The 15,572-nt window shown below is 73.1% G+C and carries 13 protein-coding genes and 1 pseudogene; 4 read left to right on the top strand and 10 right to left on the bottom strand.

Annotated features, from left to right (window positions below):
• Nucleotides 1-24: 24 nt before the first annotated feature.
• The 4 genes from BIU96_RS11700 to BIU96_RS11685 form a co-directional block, all read right to left on the bottom strand.
• Nucleotides 25-1,617: a chitinase gene (locus BIU96_RS11700; protein ID WP_071292793.1), complete on the bottom strand. Its 1,593-nt coding sequence runs from the start codon at nucleotides 1,615-1,617 to the stop codon at nucleotides 25-27.
• Nucleotides 1,617-4,037 carry a glycosyltransferase family 2 protein gene (locus tag BIU96_RS11695; RefSeq protein WP_071292792.1) on the bottom strand — a complete coding sequence of 807 codons (2,421 nt, stop codon included), beginning with the start codon at nucleotides 4,035-4,037 and terminating at the stop codon, nucleotides 1,617-1,619. Before BIU96_RS11695 ends, BIU96_RS11700 begins: the two co-directional genes overlap by 1 nt.
• A 535-nt stretch (nucleotides 4,038-4,572) precedes the next feature.
• Nucleotides 4,573-5,577, bottom strand: coding sequence for an iron chelate uptake ABC transporter family permease subunit (locus BIU96_RS11690; RefSeq protein WP_071292791.1), 1,005 nt, complete (start codon nucleotides 5,575-5,577; stop codon nucleotides 4,573-4,575).
• Nucleotides 5,574-6,608 carry an iron ABC transporter permease gene (locus tag BIU96_RS11685; protein ID WP_139199972.1) on the bottom strand — a complete coding sequence of 345 codons (1,035 nt, stop codon included), beginning with the start codon at nucleotides 6,606-6,608 and terminating at the stop codon, nucleotides 5,574-5,576. Before BIU96_RS11685 ends, BIU96_RS11690 begins: the two co-directional genes overlap by 4 nt.
• 101 nt (nucleotides 6,609-6,709) lie before the next feature.
• Between BIU96_RS11685 and BIU96_RS11680 the strand changes: the two genes are divergently transcribed.
• Nucleotides 6,710-8,206 carry a S1C family serine protease gene (locus BIU96_RS11680; protein WP_254786111.1) on the top strand — a complete coding sequence of 499 codons (1,497 nt, stop codon included), beginning with the start codon at nucleotides 6,710-6,712 and terminating at the stop codon, nucleotides 8,204-8,206.
• A 6-nt stretch (nucleotides 8,207-8,212) separates the two neighbouring features.
• On the opposite strand, the gene BIU96_RS11675 is transcribed toward BIU96_RS11680, so the two are convergent.
• Both BIU96_RS11675 and BIU96_RS11670 read right to left on the bottom strand, forming a co-directional pair.
• On the bottom strand, nucleotides 8,213-9,370 hold the full coding sequence (locus BIU96_RS11675; RefSeq protein ID WP_071292790.1) for a hypothetical protein: 1,158 nt from the start codon (nucleotides 9,368-9,370) through the stop codon (nucleotides 8,213-8,215).
• 95 nt (nucleotides 9,371-9,465) lie between these two features.
• Nucleotides 9,466-9,723, bottom strand: coding sequence for a hypothetical protein (locus BIU96_RS11670; protein WP_254786110.1), 258 nt, complete (start codon nucleotides 9,721-9,723; stop codon nucleotides 9,466-9,468).
• 35 nt (nucleotides 9,724-9,758) lie between these two features.
• Here BIU96_RS11670 and BIU96_RS11665 point away from each other — a divergent pair, with 35 nt between their 5' ends.
• Complete coding sequence (locus BIU96_RS11665) at nucleotides 9,759-10,121, top strand: RNA-binding S4 domain-containing protein (RefSeq protein ID WP_071292789.1); 363 nt, start codon at nucleotides 9,759-9,761, stop codon at nucleotides 10,119-10,121.
• Between the two features lie 19 nt (nucleotides 10,122-10,140).
• Here the strand turns inward: BIU96_RS11665 and BIU96_RS11660 are convergent, their stop codons facing one another.
• The 3 genes from BIU96_RS11660 to BIU96_RS11650 form a co-directional block, all read right to left on the bottom strand.
• Nucleotides 10,141-11,088, bottom strand: coding sequence for a J domain-containing protein (locus tag BIU96_RS11660; RefSeq protein WP_071292788.1), 948 nt, complete (start codon nucleotides 11,086-11,088; stop codon nucleotides 10,141-10,143).
• Nucleotides 11,089-11,459: 371 nt separating this feature from the next.
• Nucleotides 11,460-12,533, bottom strand: a complete 1,074-nt coding sequence (locus BIU96_RS11655; RefSeq protein ID WP_071292787.1) for a winged helix DNA-binding domain-containing protein — start codon at nucleotides 12,531-12,533, stop codon at nucleotides 11,460-11,462.
• Nucleotides 12,534-12,558: 25 nt separating this feature from the next.
• Nucleotides 12,559-13,305 (bottom strand): phosphotransferase enzyme family protein, encoded by a 747-nt coding sequence (locus BIU96_RS11650; RefSeq protein ID WP_071292786.1) that lies wholly within the window; start codon nucleotides 13,303-13,305, stop codon nucleotides 12,559-12,561.
• 142 nt (nucleotides 13,306-13,447) lie between these two features.
• Here BIU96_RS11650 and BIU96_RS11645 point away from each other — a divergent pair, with 142 nt between their 5' ends.
• Nucleotides 13,448-14,089 (top strand): GntR family transcriptional regulator, encoded by a 642-nt coding sequence (locus BIU96_RS11645; protein ID WP_217642260.1) that lies wholly within the window; start codon nucleotides 13,448-13,450, stop codon nucleotides 14,087-14,089.
• Nucleotides 14,086-15,312, top strand: coding sequence for an MFS transporter (locus BIU96_RS11640; RefSeq protein ID WP_071292784.1), 1,227 nt, complete (start codon nucleotides 14,086-14,088; stop codon nucleotides 15,310-15,312). The genes BIU96_RS11645 and BIU96_RS11640 overlap by 4 nt, the downstream gene beginning before the upstream one ends.
• A 46-nt stretch (nucleotides 15,313-15,358) precedes the next feature.
• On the opposite strand, the pseudogene BIU96_RS19445 reads toward BIU96_RS11640, so the two are convergent.
• Nucleotides 15,359-15,572: pseudogene (locus tag BIU96_RS19445) on the bottom strand (NTP pyrophosphohydrolase); the annotation flags it as partial.

Genomic DNA, 15,572 nt, shown 5'->3' with positions numbered 1-15,572 from the left:
CCTCCAGTCCGGATCGGACGAGACTCAGGACGACGGGGTCGCGTCAGCCGTCGGTGCGGCCTTGCCGGACTCCACGTCCTCGAGGATCTGCTTGATCTCGGAGTCCTTGAGCTGCACCCAGGGCGAGCCGTCCGGATCGCTGGTGGAGGCCTCGGGGCTCTCCCCCGTGTTCCACCACTTCGACTGGTACGGGATCCCGTCGAAGAGGACCCGTTCGCCGGTGTCGTACTGCTTCGTGCCGGACCAGGCGTCGTAGGTGCCGCTCGGCAGGGTGAGCTGCTGCACCGGCTTCTCGCCCTTCAGGACCGGTCCGACGAGCTGCCACGGCGTCTCGTAGGCGCTGAGCACCGGGTCGTCCGGCAGGTCGCCGGAGGTCCACCACTTGGACTCGTAGACGTTCCGGTGCCAGACGACCTTCGTGCCCTCGAGGTACGAGGCGTCCGGGCTCCACACCGGGTACGGACTGGTGGAGGGGTCGTCGGTCGGCTGCACCGTGGCGGAGGGCTCCGCCTTCGTGACGTCCGACGCGGCCGCGACGATCCCGCCGGTGAAGCCCTTGCCGAGGACGTCGGCGAACAGGACGCCGTCCTGGTCGACGCCCGAGCAGGAGTTCGAGACGGTCGAGAGGTTCACGTAGTTCGAGCCGCACGTGGTGTCGCGGTTGAGTGACCACATCGACATCCGGCCGAGGCCGTGCTCGCGCGCCCAGGCGTTCAGCTTCTTCGCGTCGGCCAGGGTGAAGACCTCGTCCTGGATGTCGTTCTGCCCGATCATCGGGGTCGCGCCGACCTTGCGCCAGAGCGAGGCGTCGCCGAGCGGGGTACCGGCCCGCTTGTACAGCACGCCGAGCTGGCGCTGGACCTGCTGCAGGGTCTGGACCGAGGCGGAGTACATGCTCTGGCTCGCGCCCTTCCCCTGCCCGTAGTCCATCGTCATCGCGTTCACGCCGGCGAGGTCGACCCCGGCCTTCAGGAACTGCGCCACCGCGGTGGTGCCGTCGCTCGTCAGCCCGGACGGGGCGGCGGGCAGCGTCAGCCACACGGCGAGCGGGTGCCCGGCGGCGCGGCGCTGGTCCTGCAGCGTCTTCACGGCGGCGGCGCGGCGCTCCCCCGCGGCGTGGTTCGTCAGGTCGTCACCCTCGACGTCGAAGTCGACGGTGGAGACGTCGTACCGCTGCACGACCGTGTCGTACGCCTTCACCAGATCGGAGGCGTCCGTGCAGGTCGTGGCGAGTTCGTCGTTCGACAGGCCGCCGAACGAGACGCCGACCTCGCCCTTCTGCTGCTGCAGTCGGGCGATGCGACGGTCGAGGTCGAGCTGGTCCGACGCGCCCTGCAGCGAGTAGTACGAGCCCCAGGTCGGGGTGCAGGCGGCGTCGTGGTCGGCGACCACGAAGGACAGCATGACGTCGCGGCCCTTGGCGGACTTGACGTCCTCGAAGGCGAAGGTCGGGGTGGCGGTCACGTCGGTGTACGCGGCGAACCAGGACTGCTGGGTCTCGGCGGCCTGCGCCGACTGCCAGCGGTCGAAGCCGACGTAGCCGGCGGCGGCGAGGGCCGCGGTCAGGACGACGGCGATGCCGACGCGGATCGGGGACAGGCGTCTGGTGGCGGACATCAGGCGGCGCTCTTCTCGTTGTTCTCGGACGTTGCGGTCCCCGTCGCGGTGGCGGTCGCGACGGTGCGCGTCCCCGCTCCGACGACGTCGGCGTGGTGGCGGACCGGCATGGTCTTGCCGCGGTGGCCGAAGTAGAGGACGGCGCGCCAGTCCTCGGTGACCGGCTCGGGTTCGGGCAGCAGCCCCTTGCGGGCACGCTTCCGGTCCGCGTGCGCGAGACGGGCTGCCTCACGCTTCGCGGCGCGCGTCGCCGGGCTGTAGTACATCCACTTCGTGGCCCAGAGCCACACGTCGACGACCGAGTTCCAGATGCCGATGTAGGCGATGATCGCGTACATGGCGAGCAGGGCGTTGAAGGCCGCGAACACGGCGTTGCCCCAGTTCTGCGCCTGGAAGTCACGGGCGAAGGTGAACACCGAGAAGATGACCATGGCGTACGGCGCGAGGACGTACAGCGCCGGCGAGGCGGTGCGGTCGCGGACCTTCGGCGTGCGGGCGAACGGGATCTTCTTCGCCGTGAGTGCCTGCTGGATGCTCTTCAGGACACCGGCGACGTTCACCGGCATGAGGATGAGGTTGAAGCCGTAGATGCGGAACACGTCGGTGCGCTTGTAGCCGCAGTACTTCAGGTCGCTCGACAGCAGCCAGAAGTACGGCAGTGCGGCGAGGAGCACCATCGGGCTGAGCAGCCGCGAGTCGTACGGGTAGGCCAGCAGGAAGATCAGGCCGAACGACGCCCACGCGATGGAGGCCATGTAGTTGACGCGGAGGGACATCTCGACGATGCCGACCCGCTCGCCGCGGGCACGACGCTCCCGGACCTGGCGGATGTACTTCGGCAGGATGAGCAGGCCTCCGTTCGCCCAGCGGCGACGCTGGACGATGAGCGAGCCGAAGTCCGGCGGGGTGGCGCTGTAGGACAGGCGCTCCGGGTAGTTGACGAGGGTCCAGCCGTGCATCCCGAGGTCGACGCTCGACTCGGTGTCCTCGATGACGGTCCGGTCCTGCACGTAGCGCTTCACCTCGAAGCCGCCGACGGTCTCGACTTCCTCGATGTCGCGGAGCGCACGGGTGCGGATGACCGCGTTCGCGCCGACCCAGAAGGTCGCGTTGTGGCGGGACATGCCCTGGTGGAGGATGTGCTGGATGTCCGTGGTGGCACCGGCCAGGCGCTCGATGCGGGTGGCCGCGCCGCGGAAGGACGAGTACGGCGTCTGCGTCACGGCGACGCGGGCGTTCTCCGGCTGCTCGAGGAAGTAGACCAGGCGCAGGCAGTAGTCGCGGAGGAGCACCGAGTCGGCGTCGAGCGTCAGGACGTAGTCCGACGCGGGGACGACCAGGTCGGCGTCGGCGGGGTCGGCGACGGTCCGGAGGATGGTGCCCGAGGCGGTCTCCTCGAACGCGTACGCGCCGCCGAGCAGCCCGATGTACGCGTTGAGGTTCATCGCCTTGTTCGCCTCGTCGGAGAGGTTCGCGTACCGCTTCCGCTCGAACGTCGTGATCTCGGCGGTGAACGTCCACGCCAGACGGCGCTGCAGCTCGAGGGCGCGGGCGCTCGTCACCTCGGTGAAGGACTCGCCGGCGTCGACGGCGTCGACGATCGCGGCCTCGAGCGCCTCGGAGGTCAGGCGGAACTCGTCGGCGAGCCCGACCAGGACCTGGTCGTGGAAGAAGTGGTCGACGTGGTCGCGGACCTCGTGCTCACGGGCGTGCCGGCGGAGCCACGCGTCGGCCCAGCGGTGGTGCTCGACGAGGTTGCGGAGACCGTCGACGCTCGCCATGGGAGCCGCGGCGGCTTCGACCTCGGCCGAGAGCAGGGCCTCCTGGAAGCGCTGCGACGGGGCGGCGAGCTGGTTCTGGATCGTCGTCGCGACGGCACGGGTCCGCTCGAGCTTGTCGAGGGTCTCCGGGTCGGTCGGGAACGGGGCGTCGTCGACGAGCAGCACCACGCGCAGCGAGGGGTACTCCTGCAGCGCGGCGGACCACAGCGTGGTGGCGACGACGTCGGGCTCCTCGGCGTAGCTCGGCACGAGGACGGTCATCGGCGACTCGTGCCCCTCGGCGAAGTGCCGGTCGAGCTCGGCGCGCGGGACGCGGACGTGGGTGGCGAACCGCTCCATCGCACCCTGGCGGGCGACCAGGTGCATGAGGGCGGAGAAGGTCAGGAAGGTGACGACCACCAGGTACGAGACGGCCTCGGTGGTGAAGCGGAAGCTCTCGGCGCCGTAGTCCAGGAACTGGCGGATGACGGTGTAGACGACGTACGCCAGCCAGAAGGCGATCGTCAGGATGATCGCGACGCGGCCGGAGACGAGCTTCCGGTCGGACGGGCGTTCGTGCAGGGTGTCGAGCGGGTGGGTACGCCGCTCGGAACCCCACTGTCGACGGCGCGCGGGAGCGCCGTCATGCAGATCGGGCATGACAGTCCTTCGTTCCGTCCGGACCAGCGCACCATCGGGTCGGGCGCTGTCGGGGAGTCCGGTCGGTCGATCACGAACGTACGGGGACAGAACGAACGGTGCAGACACCCGGAAGGGGGGTTCTGGGCGTGCCGTGCGGGAAACCGCACGGTGTTGCGTGGTGCACGTCCGGCGCGTGTCGCTGCCGGTCGCGCGGGTGCGGTGGTGCGGGTGGTCCGGCCGGTCTGCCGGGAGGCGCGGGTCGGCCCCGCCCCGCCGGTCGCGCAACACGCCGCTCACGTCCGCCGAGATCGCACAACGTGCCGCCAGCCGCCGCGCGCACCGACCGAACGTGCGACCTCACCGAGGCGACCGCGGCGTGTCACGCGACCTGGAGGCGCGGCGCGGCCCCGCCCCGCCGGTCGCGCAACACGCCGCTCACGTCCGGCGAGATCGCACAACGTGCCGCCCGCCGCCGCACGCACCGACCGAACGTGCGACCTCACCGAGGCGCGCCCACGGTGCGACGGACCGGGCGGGCGGGCGTGGCGCTGGGTCAGCGACCGCGAGCGAGGAGCCAGAGCAGGTACGGGGCGCCGATGACGCCGGTCACGACGCCGACCGGCAGCGCGTTCCCCGGGATCGCGAACTGCGCGATGAGGTCGCTCGCGAGTGTGATCGCCGCGCCGACCGCAGCGGTGGGCCCGAGCGCGACCCGGCCTCCACCGACGAGCCGCCGGGCGATCGGCGCCGCCATCAGCGCCACGAACGACACCGGCCCCGCGGTCGCCACGGCCGCGGCGGTGAGGCACACCGCCGTGAGGAGCAGCAGCACCTTCGCCCGGTTCGGCCGGAGCCCGAGCGCCGAAGCCACCTCGTCGCCGAGCGTCAGGACCGTCAGGCGGGACGACTGCACGAGCGCGAGGGCCATGAGCACGACGAAGGCGATCGCGAGCACCCCGACGAGGTTCCGGTCGACCGCGTTCAGGCTGCCGGACAACCAGAGGAGTGCGGTGCCGGCCTGCGTGACGGTGCCGCTCGTGAGCATCCACCCCGTGACGCTGAGGCAGATCGCGGCGACACCGATGCCGACGAGCACGACCCGGTTGCCGGTGATCCCCCGACGCCAGGCGAGCCCGGCGACGAGGAGCGACACGACGACGGCGCCGACGAGCACGACGGAGAACAGCGTCCCGCCGCTCGCGCCGAACAACACGATCGCGGTGATCCCCGCGGCACTCGCGCCGGAGGTGATGCCGATGACGTCGGGGCTGGCGATCGGGTTCCGCACGACGCTCTGCACGATGCCCCCGGCGACGCCGAGGGACGCCCCGACCAGGATCGCGCCCGCCACCCGCGGCCCGCGGAGCTGTCCGATCACGAAGTCCGAGATGGTGTCGCCCTGCCCGACGAGCGCCCCGGCGACCTGCACGGGCGACAGCGGGATCTCACCGACGCCCAGGCCGACGAGCACGAGCGCGACGAGGACCACCACGACGACGACGAGCACGACGAGTTCCCGTCGCCACGCGGTGTGGTGGGCGTGGTGCACGGCGGTCACAGACCCGTCACCGCCCGCGACCGCACGAGCCAGATGAAGACCGGCGCCCCGATCAGTGCCGTGACGATCCCGACCTGCAGCTCCCCGGGGTACGCAACGACCCGGCCGATGACGTCGGCGACGAGCAGCAGCGCGGGCGCGACGACGGCGGAGAGCAGGATCGTCCAGCGGTGGTCCGGTCCGCTCAGCCGGCGGACGGCGTGCGGCACGGCGAGCCCGATGAACGCGATCGGCCCGGCGGCGGCGACCGCCGAGCCGGCGAGCAGCACGGTGACGACTCCCCCGACGGCGCGGACCAGCACGACCCGCTGACCGAGCGAGGCCGCGAGTTCGTCTCCGAGCGCCAGGGTGTTGAGCGACCGGCCGAGGCCGAACGCGATGACGAGGCCGACGAGGACCGGCACGGTGATGACCCCCGCGGTCCCGAGGTCCTTCCCCGCCAGGGCCCCGACCTGCCAGAACCGGAGCTGGTCGAGCAGGCTCTGACTGGTGACGAGCACCGCGGTGGTGATCGACGACAGCGCGGCGGCGACGACGGCACCGGACAGGGCGAGCCCCACCGGTGAGAGCCCGCGGCGTGCGACGGCGGCGATGCCGTAGACGAGCAGGGCGGCCAGCGCGGCGCCCAGGAACGCGAAGGGCAGGTAGGCGGCGGTCCCGCTCACACCGAACAGCGCGATGCCGGCGACGACGGCGAGGGCCGCCCCGGAGTTGATGCCGAGGATGCTGGGGTCGGCGAGGGGGTTCCGCGTGACACCCTGCATGACGGCGCCGGCGACGCCGAGGGCCGACCCCGCGAGCAGGCCGACGATCGTGCGCGGGACCCGGTTGCCGAGGACGATGAGCCCGATCTCGTCGTTCCGTCCCGGGTGCAGGACCGTGTCGAGCACGGTGCCGAGCGGGATCGGCCGCGACCCGAACGCCACCGAGAGCGCGACGGCCACGGCGAGGACGACCACCGCCAGCACGGTCGCCCCGACGAGGCGGGACACGGAGCTGGGCGCGGGAGGCGTGGGCGACGGGGAACGCATGGGAAGTAAGGCAACCCTAACGGTTCACCTCGTTCGGCGACCCCCGAGCAAGCCCGGAGCGGGCGCAGGGTTCGTTCATAGGTCCGTCATGGGGAACGGGCTTGTACTCGTACTCATCGACGCCCGACCGGGTCGTCGAGGACGACCGGAGAGCACCGATGAACGAGACCCCGAACCCCGCCGCCGGAGCCGGATCCCCCGCCGAGCACGGCACCGGCCACGTCGACCCGTCGACGCTGCGCTCCGCGTACGCGTTCGACGGCAGCGGCCCCTACCTCTACGCGCCGGACGGCTCCGGCCCCTACGCATACGCCCCCGACGGCCGTGGTCCGTTCCGCATCGGCAGCCCGGAGTTCGCCGGCACCGCCAGCCTGCACACCCCGCAGTACGGCTGGGCGGCCAGCGCGGCGACGGCGGACCACGGCCGGAAGCGTCCGCGTCGCCTCGGGCTGGTGATCGGTTCCGGTATCGCGGCCCTCGCGATCGTCGGTGCCGCCGGCGGGACCGCGCTCGGCCTCTCCTCGCAGCACACCACCACGACGTCGAGCCAGTCGCAGGGCACCACCACCCTGCCGGACACCGGCTCGGGCACGAACGGCTTCACGGTCCCGGGCGACGGCAGCGGGAGCGGGAGCGGCAGCAGCGGCACGGACAGCGGCAGCGGCACGAGCACCGAGTCGCCGGCGACCGCCGCGACCGCCGCGCAGAAGAAGGGCGTCGTCACGATCAACACCGTCCTGAACTACGACGCGTCGTCGCAGGCCGCGGGCACCGGCATGGTCCTGACCTCGGACGGCACGATCCTGACGAACAACCACGTGATCCAGGGCGCGACGAGCATCACCGTCACCGACGAGACCACCGGCAAGGAGTACAAGGCCGACGTCGTCGGGTCGGACGCCACGAACGACGTCGCCGTGCTGAAGCTCGAGGGCGCGTCCGGGCTCTCCACCGTGACGCTCGACGACGACGGCGAGCCGAGCACCGGCGACACCGTGACCGACGTCGGCAACGCCGAGGGCACCGGCAACCTCGTCGCCGCCGAGGGCTCGGTCACCGCCACCGACCAGGACATCCAGGTGCAGAGCGAGACCGGCACCGGCACGGAGTCGCTGACCGGGCTCATCGAGATCGCGGCGGACATCGTCTCCGGCGACTCGGGTGGTCCGGTCCTCGACAGCGAGGGCGAGGTCGTCGGCATGGCGACCGCGGCGTCCTCGGGGACGGCGGACGTCACCGGCTACGCGATCCCGATCACGACGGCTAAGAGCATCGCGGAGAAGATCCTCGCGGGCGAGTCCTCGTCGACGATCACCATCGGGCTGCCGGCGTTCCTCGGGGTCCAGGTCAGCGGCACGGCGTCGACGGGCGGCGTCGCCGTGGCCGGCACGGTCGAGGGCTCGGGCGCCGCGAGTGCCGGCCTCGTCGCGGGCGACACCATCACGAGCATCGACGGCACCGCGGTGGCGAGCTCGGACGCCCTGACCTCGGCGATCCAGTCGCACTCGGTGGGTGACAAGGTGACGGTCGGTTACACCGACAGCACCGGCGCCGCGAAGACCGTGACGGTGACCCTCACCGCCGGCCCCGCCGCGTAAGGGTCTTCAACCCAGCAGCGCACGCACCAGGGACCGGTACACGTTGGCCGGGGAGTCCGTCGAGAAGGCGGTCTCCCCGGCCTCCGTGCGTCCGACGCGAGCGAACCCCTGCCCCTCGGCACGCACGACCAGGATCGGGTTCGGCTTGCCGGGCCGCCGGAGCGACGACACCGTCCACGGCGCCGCCCAGAAGCGCGCGAGCCGCGGATCGGCCTCCGCGATCGCCGCGGGCAGGTCCGGAGCGCTCTCCGCTCCGCCGGTCCTCCGGCCGAGCAGGTCTGCCCGGAGCGACCCCGTGCGGAACGGGAAGGTCCATGCCGGACCGATGCCGAGCCTCCCGGCCAGCACCGCGACCACGCGCTCGGCCGACAGCCCGGTGATCACCGCGTCCGCCTCGTCCGTCCCGTCGACGACGGTCTCCGACCAGGCCTGGAGGCGCGTGGTGCGCCCGTCGGGCAGCCGCTGTTCCAAGGTGACCGGCTGGGCGTCGCCCGCCCAGGGTTCGAGCAGGGTCTGGGTGGACTCGGGCAGCGTGCCGAGGCGGCCGACCAGGCCGACGTCTATGAGCTCGCGGCCGGCGGGCGTCCGGAGCAGGGTCGGGTTCCAGCGGCGCCCGGCGAGGCTGCGGAGGGTGCCGAGCGCCTGGGGGCTGACGTGCACGCCGTCGACCTCCGGTGCGGGTGCCGGGTCGGGCAGCGCCTCGAGGTCACGCTGCACCCGGGACGGCGTCGGTTCGGTGGCGCGGACGGTGTCGAGCAGCGCGAACACGAGGTCGTCGGTGGCGAGCATGCGCGCGAGGGGCCGCTCGATGGTGAGGTCCACGCGGTGCCGGCCGGTGACGAAGAGCAGGTGCGCACCCGCGATGTCGTCGTCCTCGTCGGGGCGGACGTACTCGACCAGGCGCGCCGGGGCCCCGGTGGTGGTCCACGGGTCGCTGCCGATGAGCCGGAGTCCGTCGACCGACCCGGGCAGCCGCTCGAGCAGGCTGGTGTGCTCCTCGGCGATCGTCCGGTCGCTGGGACGGGAGCGGACGGTGAGCACGACGTCGTCGCCGGTGACGCGCAGGTCCGCCTGGGCCGAGTCCTCGCGACGCCAGGCGTCGGGGCGGCGGAGGGTCAGGCGGGCGGTGCGGTCCTCGGTGCCGAGCGGAGCGGGGACGGCCATGGCACGAGGCTACGTCGGGGGCGGCCCGCGGTCGGGCGCGGCTCGCCGGGGCCGCGTGGGTTCAGGGGCCGCGCGGGTTCAGCGCCCGCCGGGGTTCAGGCGCGGCGGGAGCGCGGCGCGGGTGGCGGCGGGACCGGCTTCGCGGCGACGACGTCGGCCAGCGCGACCTCGACCGGCCCCCGGCGGGTGTCGATCACCACGGTGTCGGTGGCGCGATCGACGAGGACCCCGAGGGCGTCCCGCGCTCCCCCGCCGTGGTGCGCCCGGACGACGAGCCGGTCCCCGATCGCCGCCTCGCGCAGCACCCCGAGGGCGTACGCCCGCGCGATCGCGTCCTGCCCGGTCTCCGTCACACCGCCAGCGTAGGACGCGCGCCTAGAGTGAGGGGATGGCCAAGGCACGCGTGGACAGCTGGATCTGGGCGGTGCGGATCACGAAGACCCGCTCCGCCGCGACCGCCGCGTGCAAGGCCGGTCACGTCCGGGTGAACGGGGAGCGCGCCAAGCCAGCGCAGCCGATCGGCCCCGGGGACGAGGTCCGGGTCCGGCAGAACGGGTTCGACCGGATCGTGGTCGTGACCGGGATCATCCTCAAGCGGACGAGCGCGCTCGAGGCCGCGAAGCACTTCGAGGACAAGACGCCGCCGCGGCTCCCCAAGGAAGAGGCCGGCTTCGTCCCGATGCGCGAGCGCGGCGCCGGACGTCCGAGCAAGCGGGAGCGCCGCGACCTCGAGAAGCTCCGCGGCTACTGACCCACGACGCGGTCGGGCATCAGACGAAGCGGACGGTCTGCTGCAGGCGGTCGCGGAGCTCGAAGACGTCGACCGACCCCTCCGGCGAGAACACCCCGTTCAGCACCTGACCGAGCGCGCTCCGCCGCACGACGAGCGCGGTGGGCTTGCGGGGCGATCCGACGACCTGCACGTCCTCGTCGACCGCGGAGTCCGGCACGACCAGCAGCCGCCCGGTGAACTTCACGCGGGTCTGCTTCTGCACCGCTCGGGCCGCGCGGACGAGCTCCTTCACGGGGCGTTCCCCGGGCGCGAGGGTCTCCCCCGCGATCTCCCCGTGCTCGACGCGGACCGGGGCGCCCCAGTCGATGGACTCCACGGCCCAGAGCCCGCTCGGCGTGAGGACCGCGTGGTCGAGCTTGCCCTCGGCGCCGGCGTCGAGGTCGTGCCAGACCGTCACGCCGATGCCCATCTCGGAGATGATCGACGCGGTCGACTCCTCGGCGAGGGCCTCGGCGAGGAGCCGCCGGATGTGTCGGGGCGCCGAGCGGATGAGCGTCGGGTCGTACGGGTCCTCGATGGGGTCGCCCAGGCCGACCCACTCGCGCTCGGCCTGCAGGAAGACCTCGCGCGAGCGACCGCCGGGATGTCCGTGGGACCGGGCCCGGGGCCGTGAATCGCGACGGGCCGCCGGAGGTGCGTAGGCGTCGCGACCGGAGTCGGGCCTCCAGGCCGAGGTGCCCGACGGACCGGACGCGCCCTGCCCGGACGAGCCGCGGGAGCCGGCGTCGTAGGCGCGGCGCGCGGCGGGCGTGCCGATGCGCTCCCACGCGATCTGCACCTGGCGGAAGCGGCGGGCGTCGCCGCCGAGGTCCGGGTGGGACTCGCGGGCGGCCCGGCGGTACGCGCGGCGGAGCTCGTCGTCGTCGGCGGTCGCGCGGACGCCGAGGACTTCGTACGGGGTGGCGTCGGCCGGGCTGTCGGTCATGGCCCTGCGACATTACCCGAGGGAGCGTCGGAGTCCGCCGCGTGGCGGCTGGGTGCTGCCTGCGGGCGGCGGGTGCGCGATACGACGCGCCCCGGGTGCGCGATCGATCGCACCCCGGTACGGACGTCGCGCCCCGGTGTGCGTGGGTGCAACGTCCGCGCGGGGGTGCGACCCGGATCGACGGCGGCGGCGTGCGTGCGCGGCCTGCGGCGGCGGCCCGTCGGCGGGCCCTCGCTTGATCGCACCCCGGTGCGGACGTCGCGCCCCGGTGTGCGGGGGTGCGACGTCCGTACGGGGGTGCGACCCGGCACGATGGCAGCGGCGGCGGCCTGGAGGCGCGGCGCGGCCCCGGCGGTCGGCCGCCGGACCGCTCAGGTCAGGTCGAAGGCGACGGGGGTCGCCAGGAACGCGCCGTAGCGGCCGGCTGCTGCCTCGAGTGCGCGGACCGACGCGGCGTCGAGCGGTTCGAACGGCGTCACCGTGACCCGGACGTCACGGGAGCGCTCCGTGCGGGTCCAGGTGCCGACGACCCGCCCCCGGACCACGGCCATCGGCAGGAACATCCCGTTGCCGCCGGGCACCACGCGATCGGCGTACCGGGGGTCGAGCTGCGCCGACCGGTCGGCGTACCCGAGCAGGTACTCGTCGAACCCCGGCAGCAGGTGCCCCGTCGGGACACCACCGGTCGACGGACGGTCGGCGAGGGCGAGGAGTCCGTCGCCGAGGTCCTCGACGACGTCGCCGGCAGCGGCCCGGGCACGCCGGAGTTCGCCGAGCGGCAGCTTCGTCCACGAGGCCGCGTCGGCGACGGTCGCCGGACCACGACCGCGCAGGTACCCGACGAGCACGCGGCGGAGGGCTTCGTCACGGTCGGGCACCGGCGACGCGGGCGGTGCCCACTCGTCGAGCAGGACGAGTCCCTGCCCGACGCGGGCGGTGGGACCCCACGCCACCAGGCCCTCCTGCGAGAGCTGGAGCAGCAGGTGGTACCCGCGTCCGGCCGCGGGGTCGATGCCGTCGGCACGGAACACGTCGAAGAGTTCGTCGCGGACGAGGGACCGACCGCCGGACAGCGCGGTGACCGTGGTGTCGCGGGCTCGTCCGAGCAGCGCGTCGTCGATGCCGAGCTCGGTCGCGCGTCGGGCGATGCTCCGCAGGGTGCGCTCGGCGGTCAGGGACAGCAGGAGCCGGAGGTCGTCGGGCCGCATCGCGTGCAGGGTCCCGCGCATCGGCCACGACCGGACGAGTTCGGCCCGGTCGAACGCGGCGCGGACGTCGTCGCGCGTCGCACCGGGAGCGCGGACCCCGATCGCCCAGAGCACCTGGCCGAGGTCCTGCCCCTGCACCGCGGTCATCCGCTCGACGGCGGCGGTCGGCCCGAGCCCGGGCACGGCGATCCCCTGCGCGGCGAGGCGCATCGTGCGGAGCTGCGCCGGTGTCGTCATGGCACCAGCATGCCCGGCACCACCGTCAGGCGACGGCCGCGGTGATCTCGGCGGCGTGCTCCTCGATGTACTCGACGTCGGCCCGGTACAGGTCGGCGTGTCCGTGCGCGAGGTCGCTGACGAACTTGGGGTTGCCCGCCGAGGCCTCGGTCTCGATGGTGGTCACGAGCGCGACGAGCGAGCCCGTGATCGTCTCGGCGAGCACCGCGCGCGACCGGGCGTCGAGCTCGTAGGCGCGGCAGAACTCCGCCGCACGATCGAGCCGTTCGTCGAGGGACGGTGCCGTGGAACCCTCGACGACGCCGGTCGTGAACGGGGCGAACCGGTACACGGCACTCGCGACGTCCCACACCCGCGGCCCGGGGTGGGCGGTGTCGAAGTCGATGAGGCCGACGGCGGCGATGCCGTCGTACACGCAGTTGTACGGTGCGAAGTCGCCGTGCACGATCGTCTCGACGGGCAGCCGGTCCGCCTGTGACCAGACGTCGCGCGACGGGTCCCGCGGGAAGGTCGCCGCGGCGTCGTGGTAGTGCCGGAGCAGCCGTGCACTCGTGACGAGGGCGGCCTCGCTGGCGACGTCGGCGGTCCACGGGTACTCCCCCGCGGTGCCGGGCACGAACGACACGGTCTCGAGGGTGTCGCCGTGCTCGATCGGCTCGGGGGCCGCGACGAACCCCTGTTCGTGCAGGTGGGCGAGCAGCCGGTGCACGGTCGGTGTCCACGGCCCTGCCGGGCGGTGCACGCGATCGTCGGCCCTGGTGATCCGCTCCATCGGGTCCTCCTGTCGTCCACGTCTCCGTTGACGTGGTGGCCCAGCGTATCCGCGCACGGCGCCCGGCGTCCCGGTTGCACTCAGCAACACTTCGAAGACCATCAGCATGCACCGTTGCATGCAAGAGCTAGGATCGGTGATCGTGAGCACACCCGTCACCAGTCAGGCCGCGTCCGAGCGGGCCTACGAGCACGTCAAGCGCGCGATCATCCGCGGCGACCTGCCCGGCGGCACCGCCATCAGCGAGAACGCCCTCAGTCAGGAGATCGGCGTTTCCAGGACACCCGTGCACGAGGCGTTCCTGCGTCTCGCGGCCGAGGACCTGCTCACCCTCGAGTCCCGGAAGGGCGCCGTGGTCCGGCCGATGTCCCCGAACGAGGCGGCGGACGTGCTCGAGATGCGGGAGGCGATCGAGTCGACGGCGGCGACCCGCGTCGTGACCGACGGCCGCGTGGCGGACGTCACCCCGAGCCTCCAGGCCATGCTCGTGGAGCAGGAACAGGCGGTCGCGACCGGTGACGTCGACCGGTTCGTCGAGGTGGACGCGGAGTTCCACGGAGCCGTCATCGCGGCGTCGCGGAACGCGATCGCCGTGCTGTTCGCGCGCACCCTGCGGGACCGGCAGCAGCGGCTGCGGCACCACCTCATGCGGCTGCAGCCGTCACAGCTCCAGGCGTCGCTCGAGGACCACCGAGCCCTCGCCGCCGCACTCGAGGCGGGCGACGCCGCCCGCTACGCCGAGGTGCTCAGTACCCACGTCGCATCGCACCGGGGTGCCCTGTGAGCGCGGGGACCGACTCGATCGCCGTCCCGAACGTCCGCGTCCTGCCGTGGGTGGCGGTCTGGGGTGCCGTGTTCGTGTGCTCGTGGGGCGGCAACCAGTTCTCGCCACTGCTGCTGATGTACGAGGAGCGGGCGCACTACTCGTCGTTCCTCGTCACCGTCTTCCTCGGCGTCTACGTGCTCGGCCTCGCGCCGGCGCTCCTCGTCGCCGGGTCGCTGTCCGACCGGCACGGACGCCGGCCGCTGATGCTCGTGGGCATCGCGTCGGCGGTCGTCGGCAGCGGGCTGCTGGCGTTCGGTCCGTTCGGCGCCGGGTTCCTGATGGCCGGGCGGTTGTTCTCCGGGATCACGGTCGGCATCGCGATGGCGGTCGGCAACAGCTGGGTGAAGGAGCTCTCGCAGGGGCGGTTCGACCCGTCGGCCGACGCCGGGTCCGGTGCACGCCGGGCCTCGCTCGCGTTCACCCTCGGGTCGGCATCGGGTGCCCTCGTCGCCGGGCTCATCGCGCAGTGGGGTCCGATCCCCGAGGTGCTGCCGTTCCTCGTTCACATCTGCGTCGCGGTCCCCTTCGCCGTCGTCGTGTGGCGGACGCCGGAGACGAACCGCACGGGCGGGCTGCCGGGGCCGTGGTGGCGCCAGCTCGCCGTACCGAGTGCCGGGCACCGGCGGTTCACCCGCGTGGTGCTCGTCGCGGCGCCGTGGATCTTCGGCTCGGCGGCGATCGGCTACGGGTACCTGCCGACGAAGCTCGCCGGTGCCACCGGGACGTGGGGGCTCGTGTTCGCGACCGCCACGACCGTCGTCGCCCTCGGGGTGTCGAGCGCCGTACAGCCGCTCGCCGCGCGCCTGCACTCCCTGCTGTCGGCGCGCGGCATCCTGACCGCGGTGGCACTCATGACCACCGGCATCGCCGTGGTCGTCGTCGCAATCCAGCTGCAGTCCGTGGCGATCGGCCTGGTCGCGAACGTGGTGATCGGCCTCGGCATCGGGATCGCCCTGGTGTCGTCGCTGCTCGAGGTGCAGCGGATCGCCGGACCCCGCGACCTGGCCGGACTGACCGGGGTGTTCTACGCGGCCGCCTACGCCGGGTTCCTGGCGCCGGCCGTCATCGCGGCGATCGCGAACGTCGTCGCGGTGCCGATCGTGCTGTGGGTGGTCGTCGGCCTCGGGGTGCTGTCGTGGGTCGCGATCGCGGTGTCGTCGCGGCGGTACGTGCCGGCGTAGCGCGGGCCGCGGCGCGCTCCCTCGCACCGTGCGAGGGCGATCGCGCCTAGAGCTGGTCGCGCAGCCAGCCCGGGCCGCGCACGGTAGCGCCGAGCGCCTCGACCCGTCCCCGCAGCTCGCGGTCGGCCGTCACGACGACGACGGGTGCGTGGCCGGCGTCGACCGCTGCCCGTGCGGCATCGACGATCGCGTCGTCACCCGAGCCCGGCGCCCGCACGACGTCGAGCGGCCCGGTCCCGGTCGGCCCGTCGAGGGAGCAG

This window comes from Curtobacterium sp. MCBA15_008 (genome assembly GCF_001865065.1).
GTDB lineage: Bacteria > Actinomycetota > Actinomycetes > Actinomycetales > Microbacteriaceae > Curtobacterium.
This window is presented reverse-complemented; position numbering and strand designations above follow the sequence as displayed.

Excerpts from the sequence above, each read along its gene's own strand:
- BIU96_RS11700 (WP_071292793.1), bottom strand. The coding sequence starts at position 1,617 with ATGTCCGCCACCAGACGCCTGTCCCCGATCCGCGTCGGCATCGCCGTC.
- BIU96_RS11695 (WP_071292792.1), bottom strand. The coding sequence starts at position 4,037 with ATGCCCGATCTGCATGACGGCGCTCCCGCGCGCCGTCGACAGTGGGGT.
- BIU96_RS11685 (WP_139199972.1), bottom strand. The coding sequence starts at position 6,608 with ATGCGTTCCCCGTCGCCCACGCCTCCCGCGCCCAGCTCCGTGTCCCGC.
- BIU96_RS11675 (WP_071292790.1), bottom strand. The coding sequence starts at position 9,370 with ATGGCCGTCCCCGCTCCGCTCGGCACCGAGGACCGCACCGCCCGCCTG.
- BIU96_RS11665 (WP_071292789.1), top strand. The coding sequence starts at position 9,759 with ATGGCCAAGGCACGCGTGGACAGCTGGATCTGGGCGGTGCGGATCACG.
- BIU96_RS11660 (WP_071292788.1), bottom strand. The coding sequence starts at position 11,088 with ATGACCGACAGCCCGGCCGACGCCACCCCGTACGAAGTCCTCGGCGTC.
- BIU96_RS11655 (WP_071292787.1), bottom strand. The coding sequence starts at position 12,533 with ATGACGACACCGGCGCAGCTCCGCACGATGCGCCTCGCCGCGCAGGGG.
- BIU96_RS11650 (WP_071292786.1), bottom strand. The coding sequence starts at position 13,305 with ATGGAGCGGATCACCAGGGCCGACGATCGCGTGCACCGCCCGGCAGGG.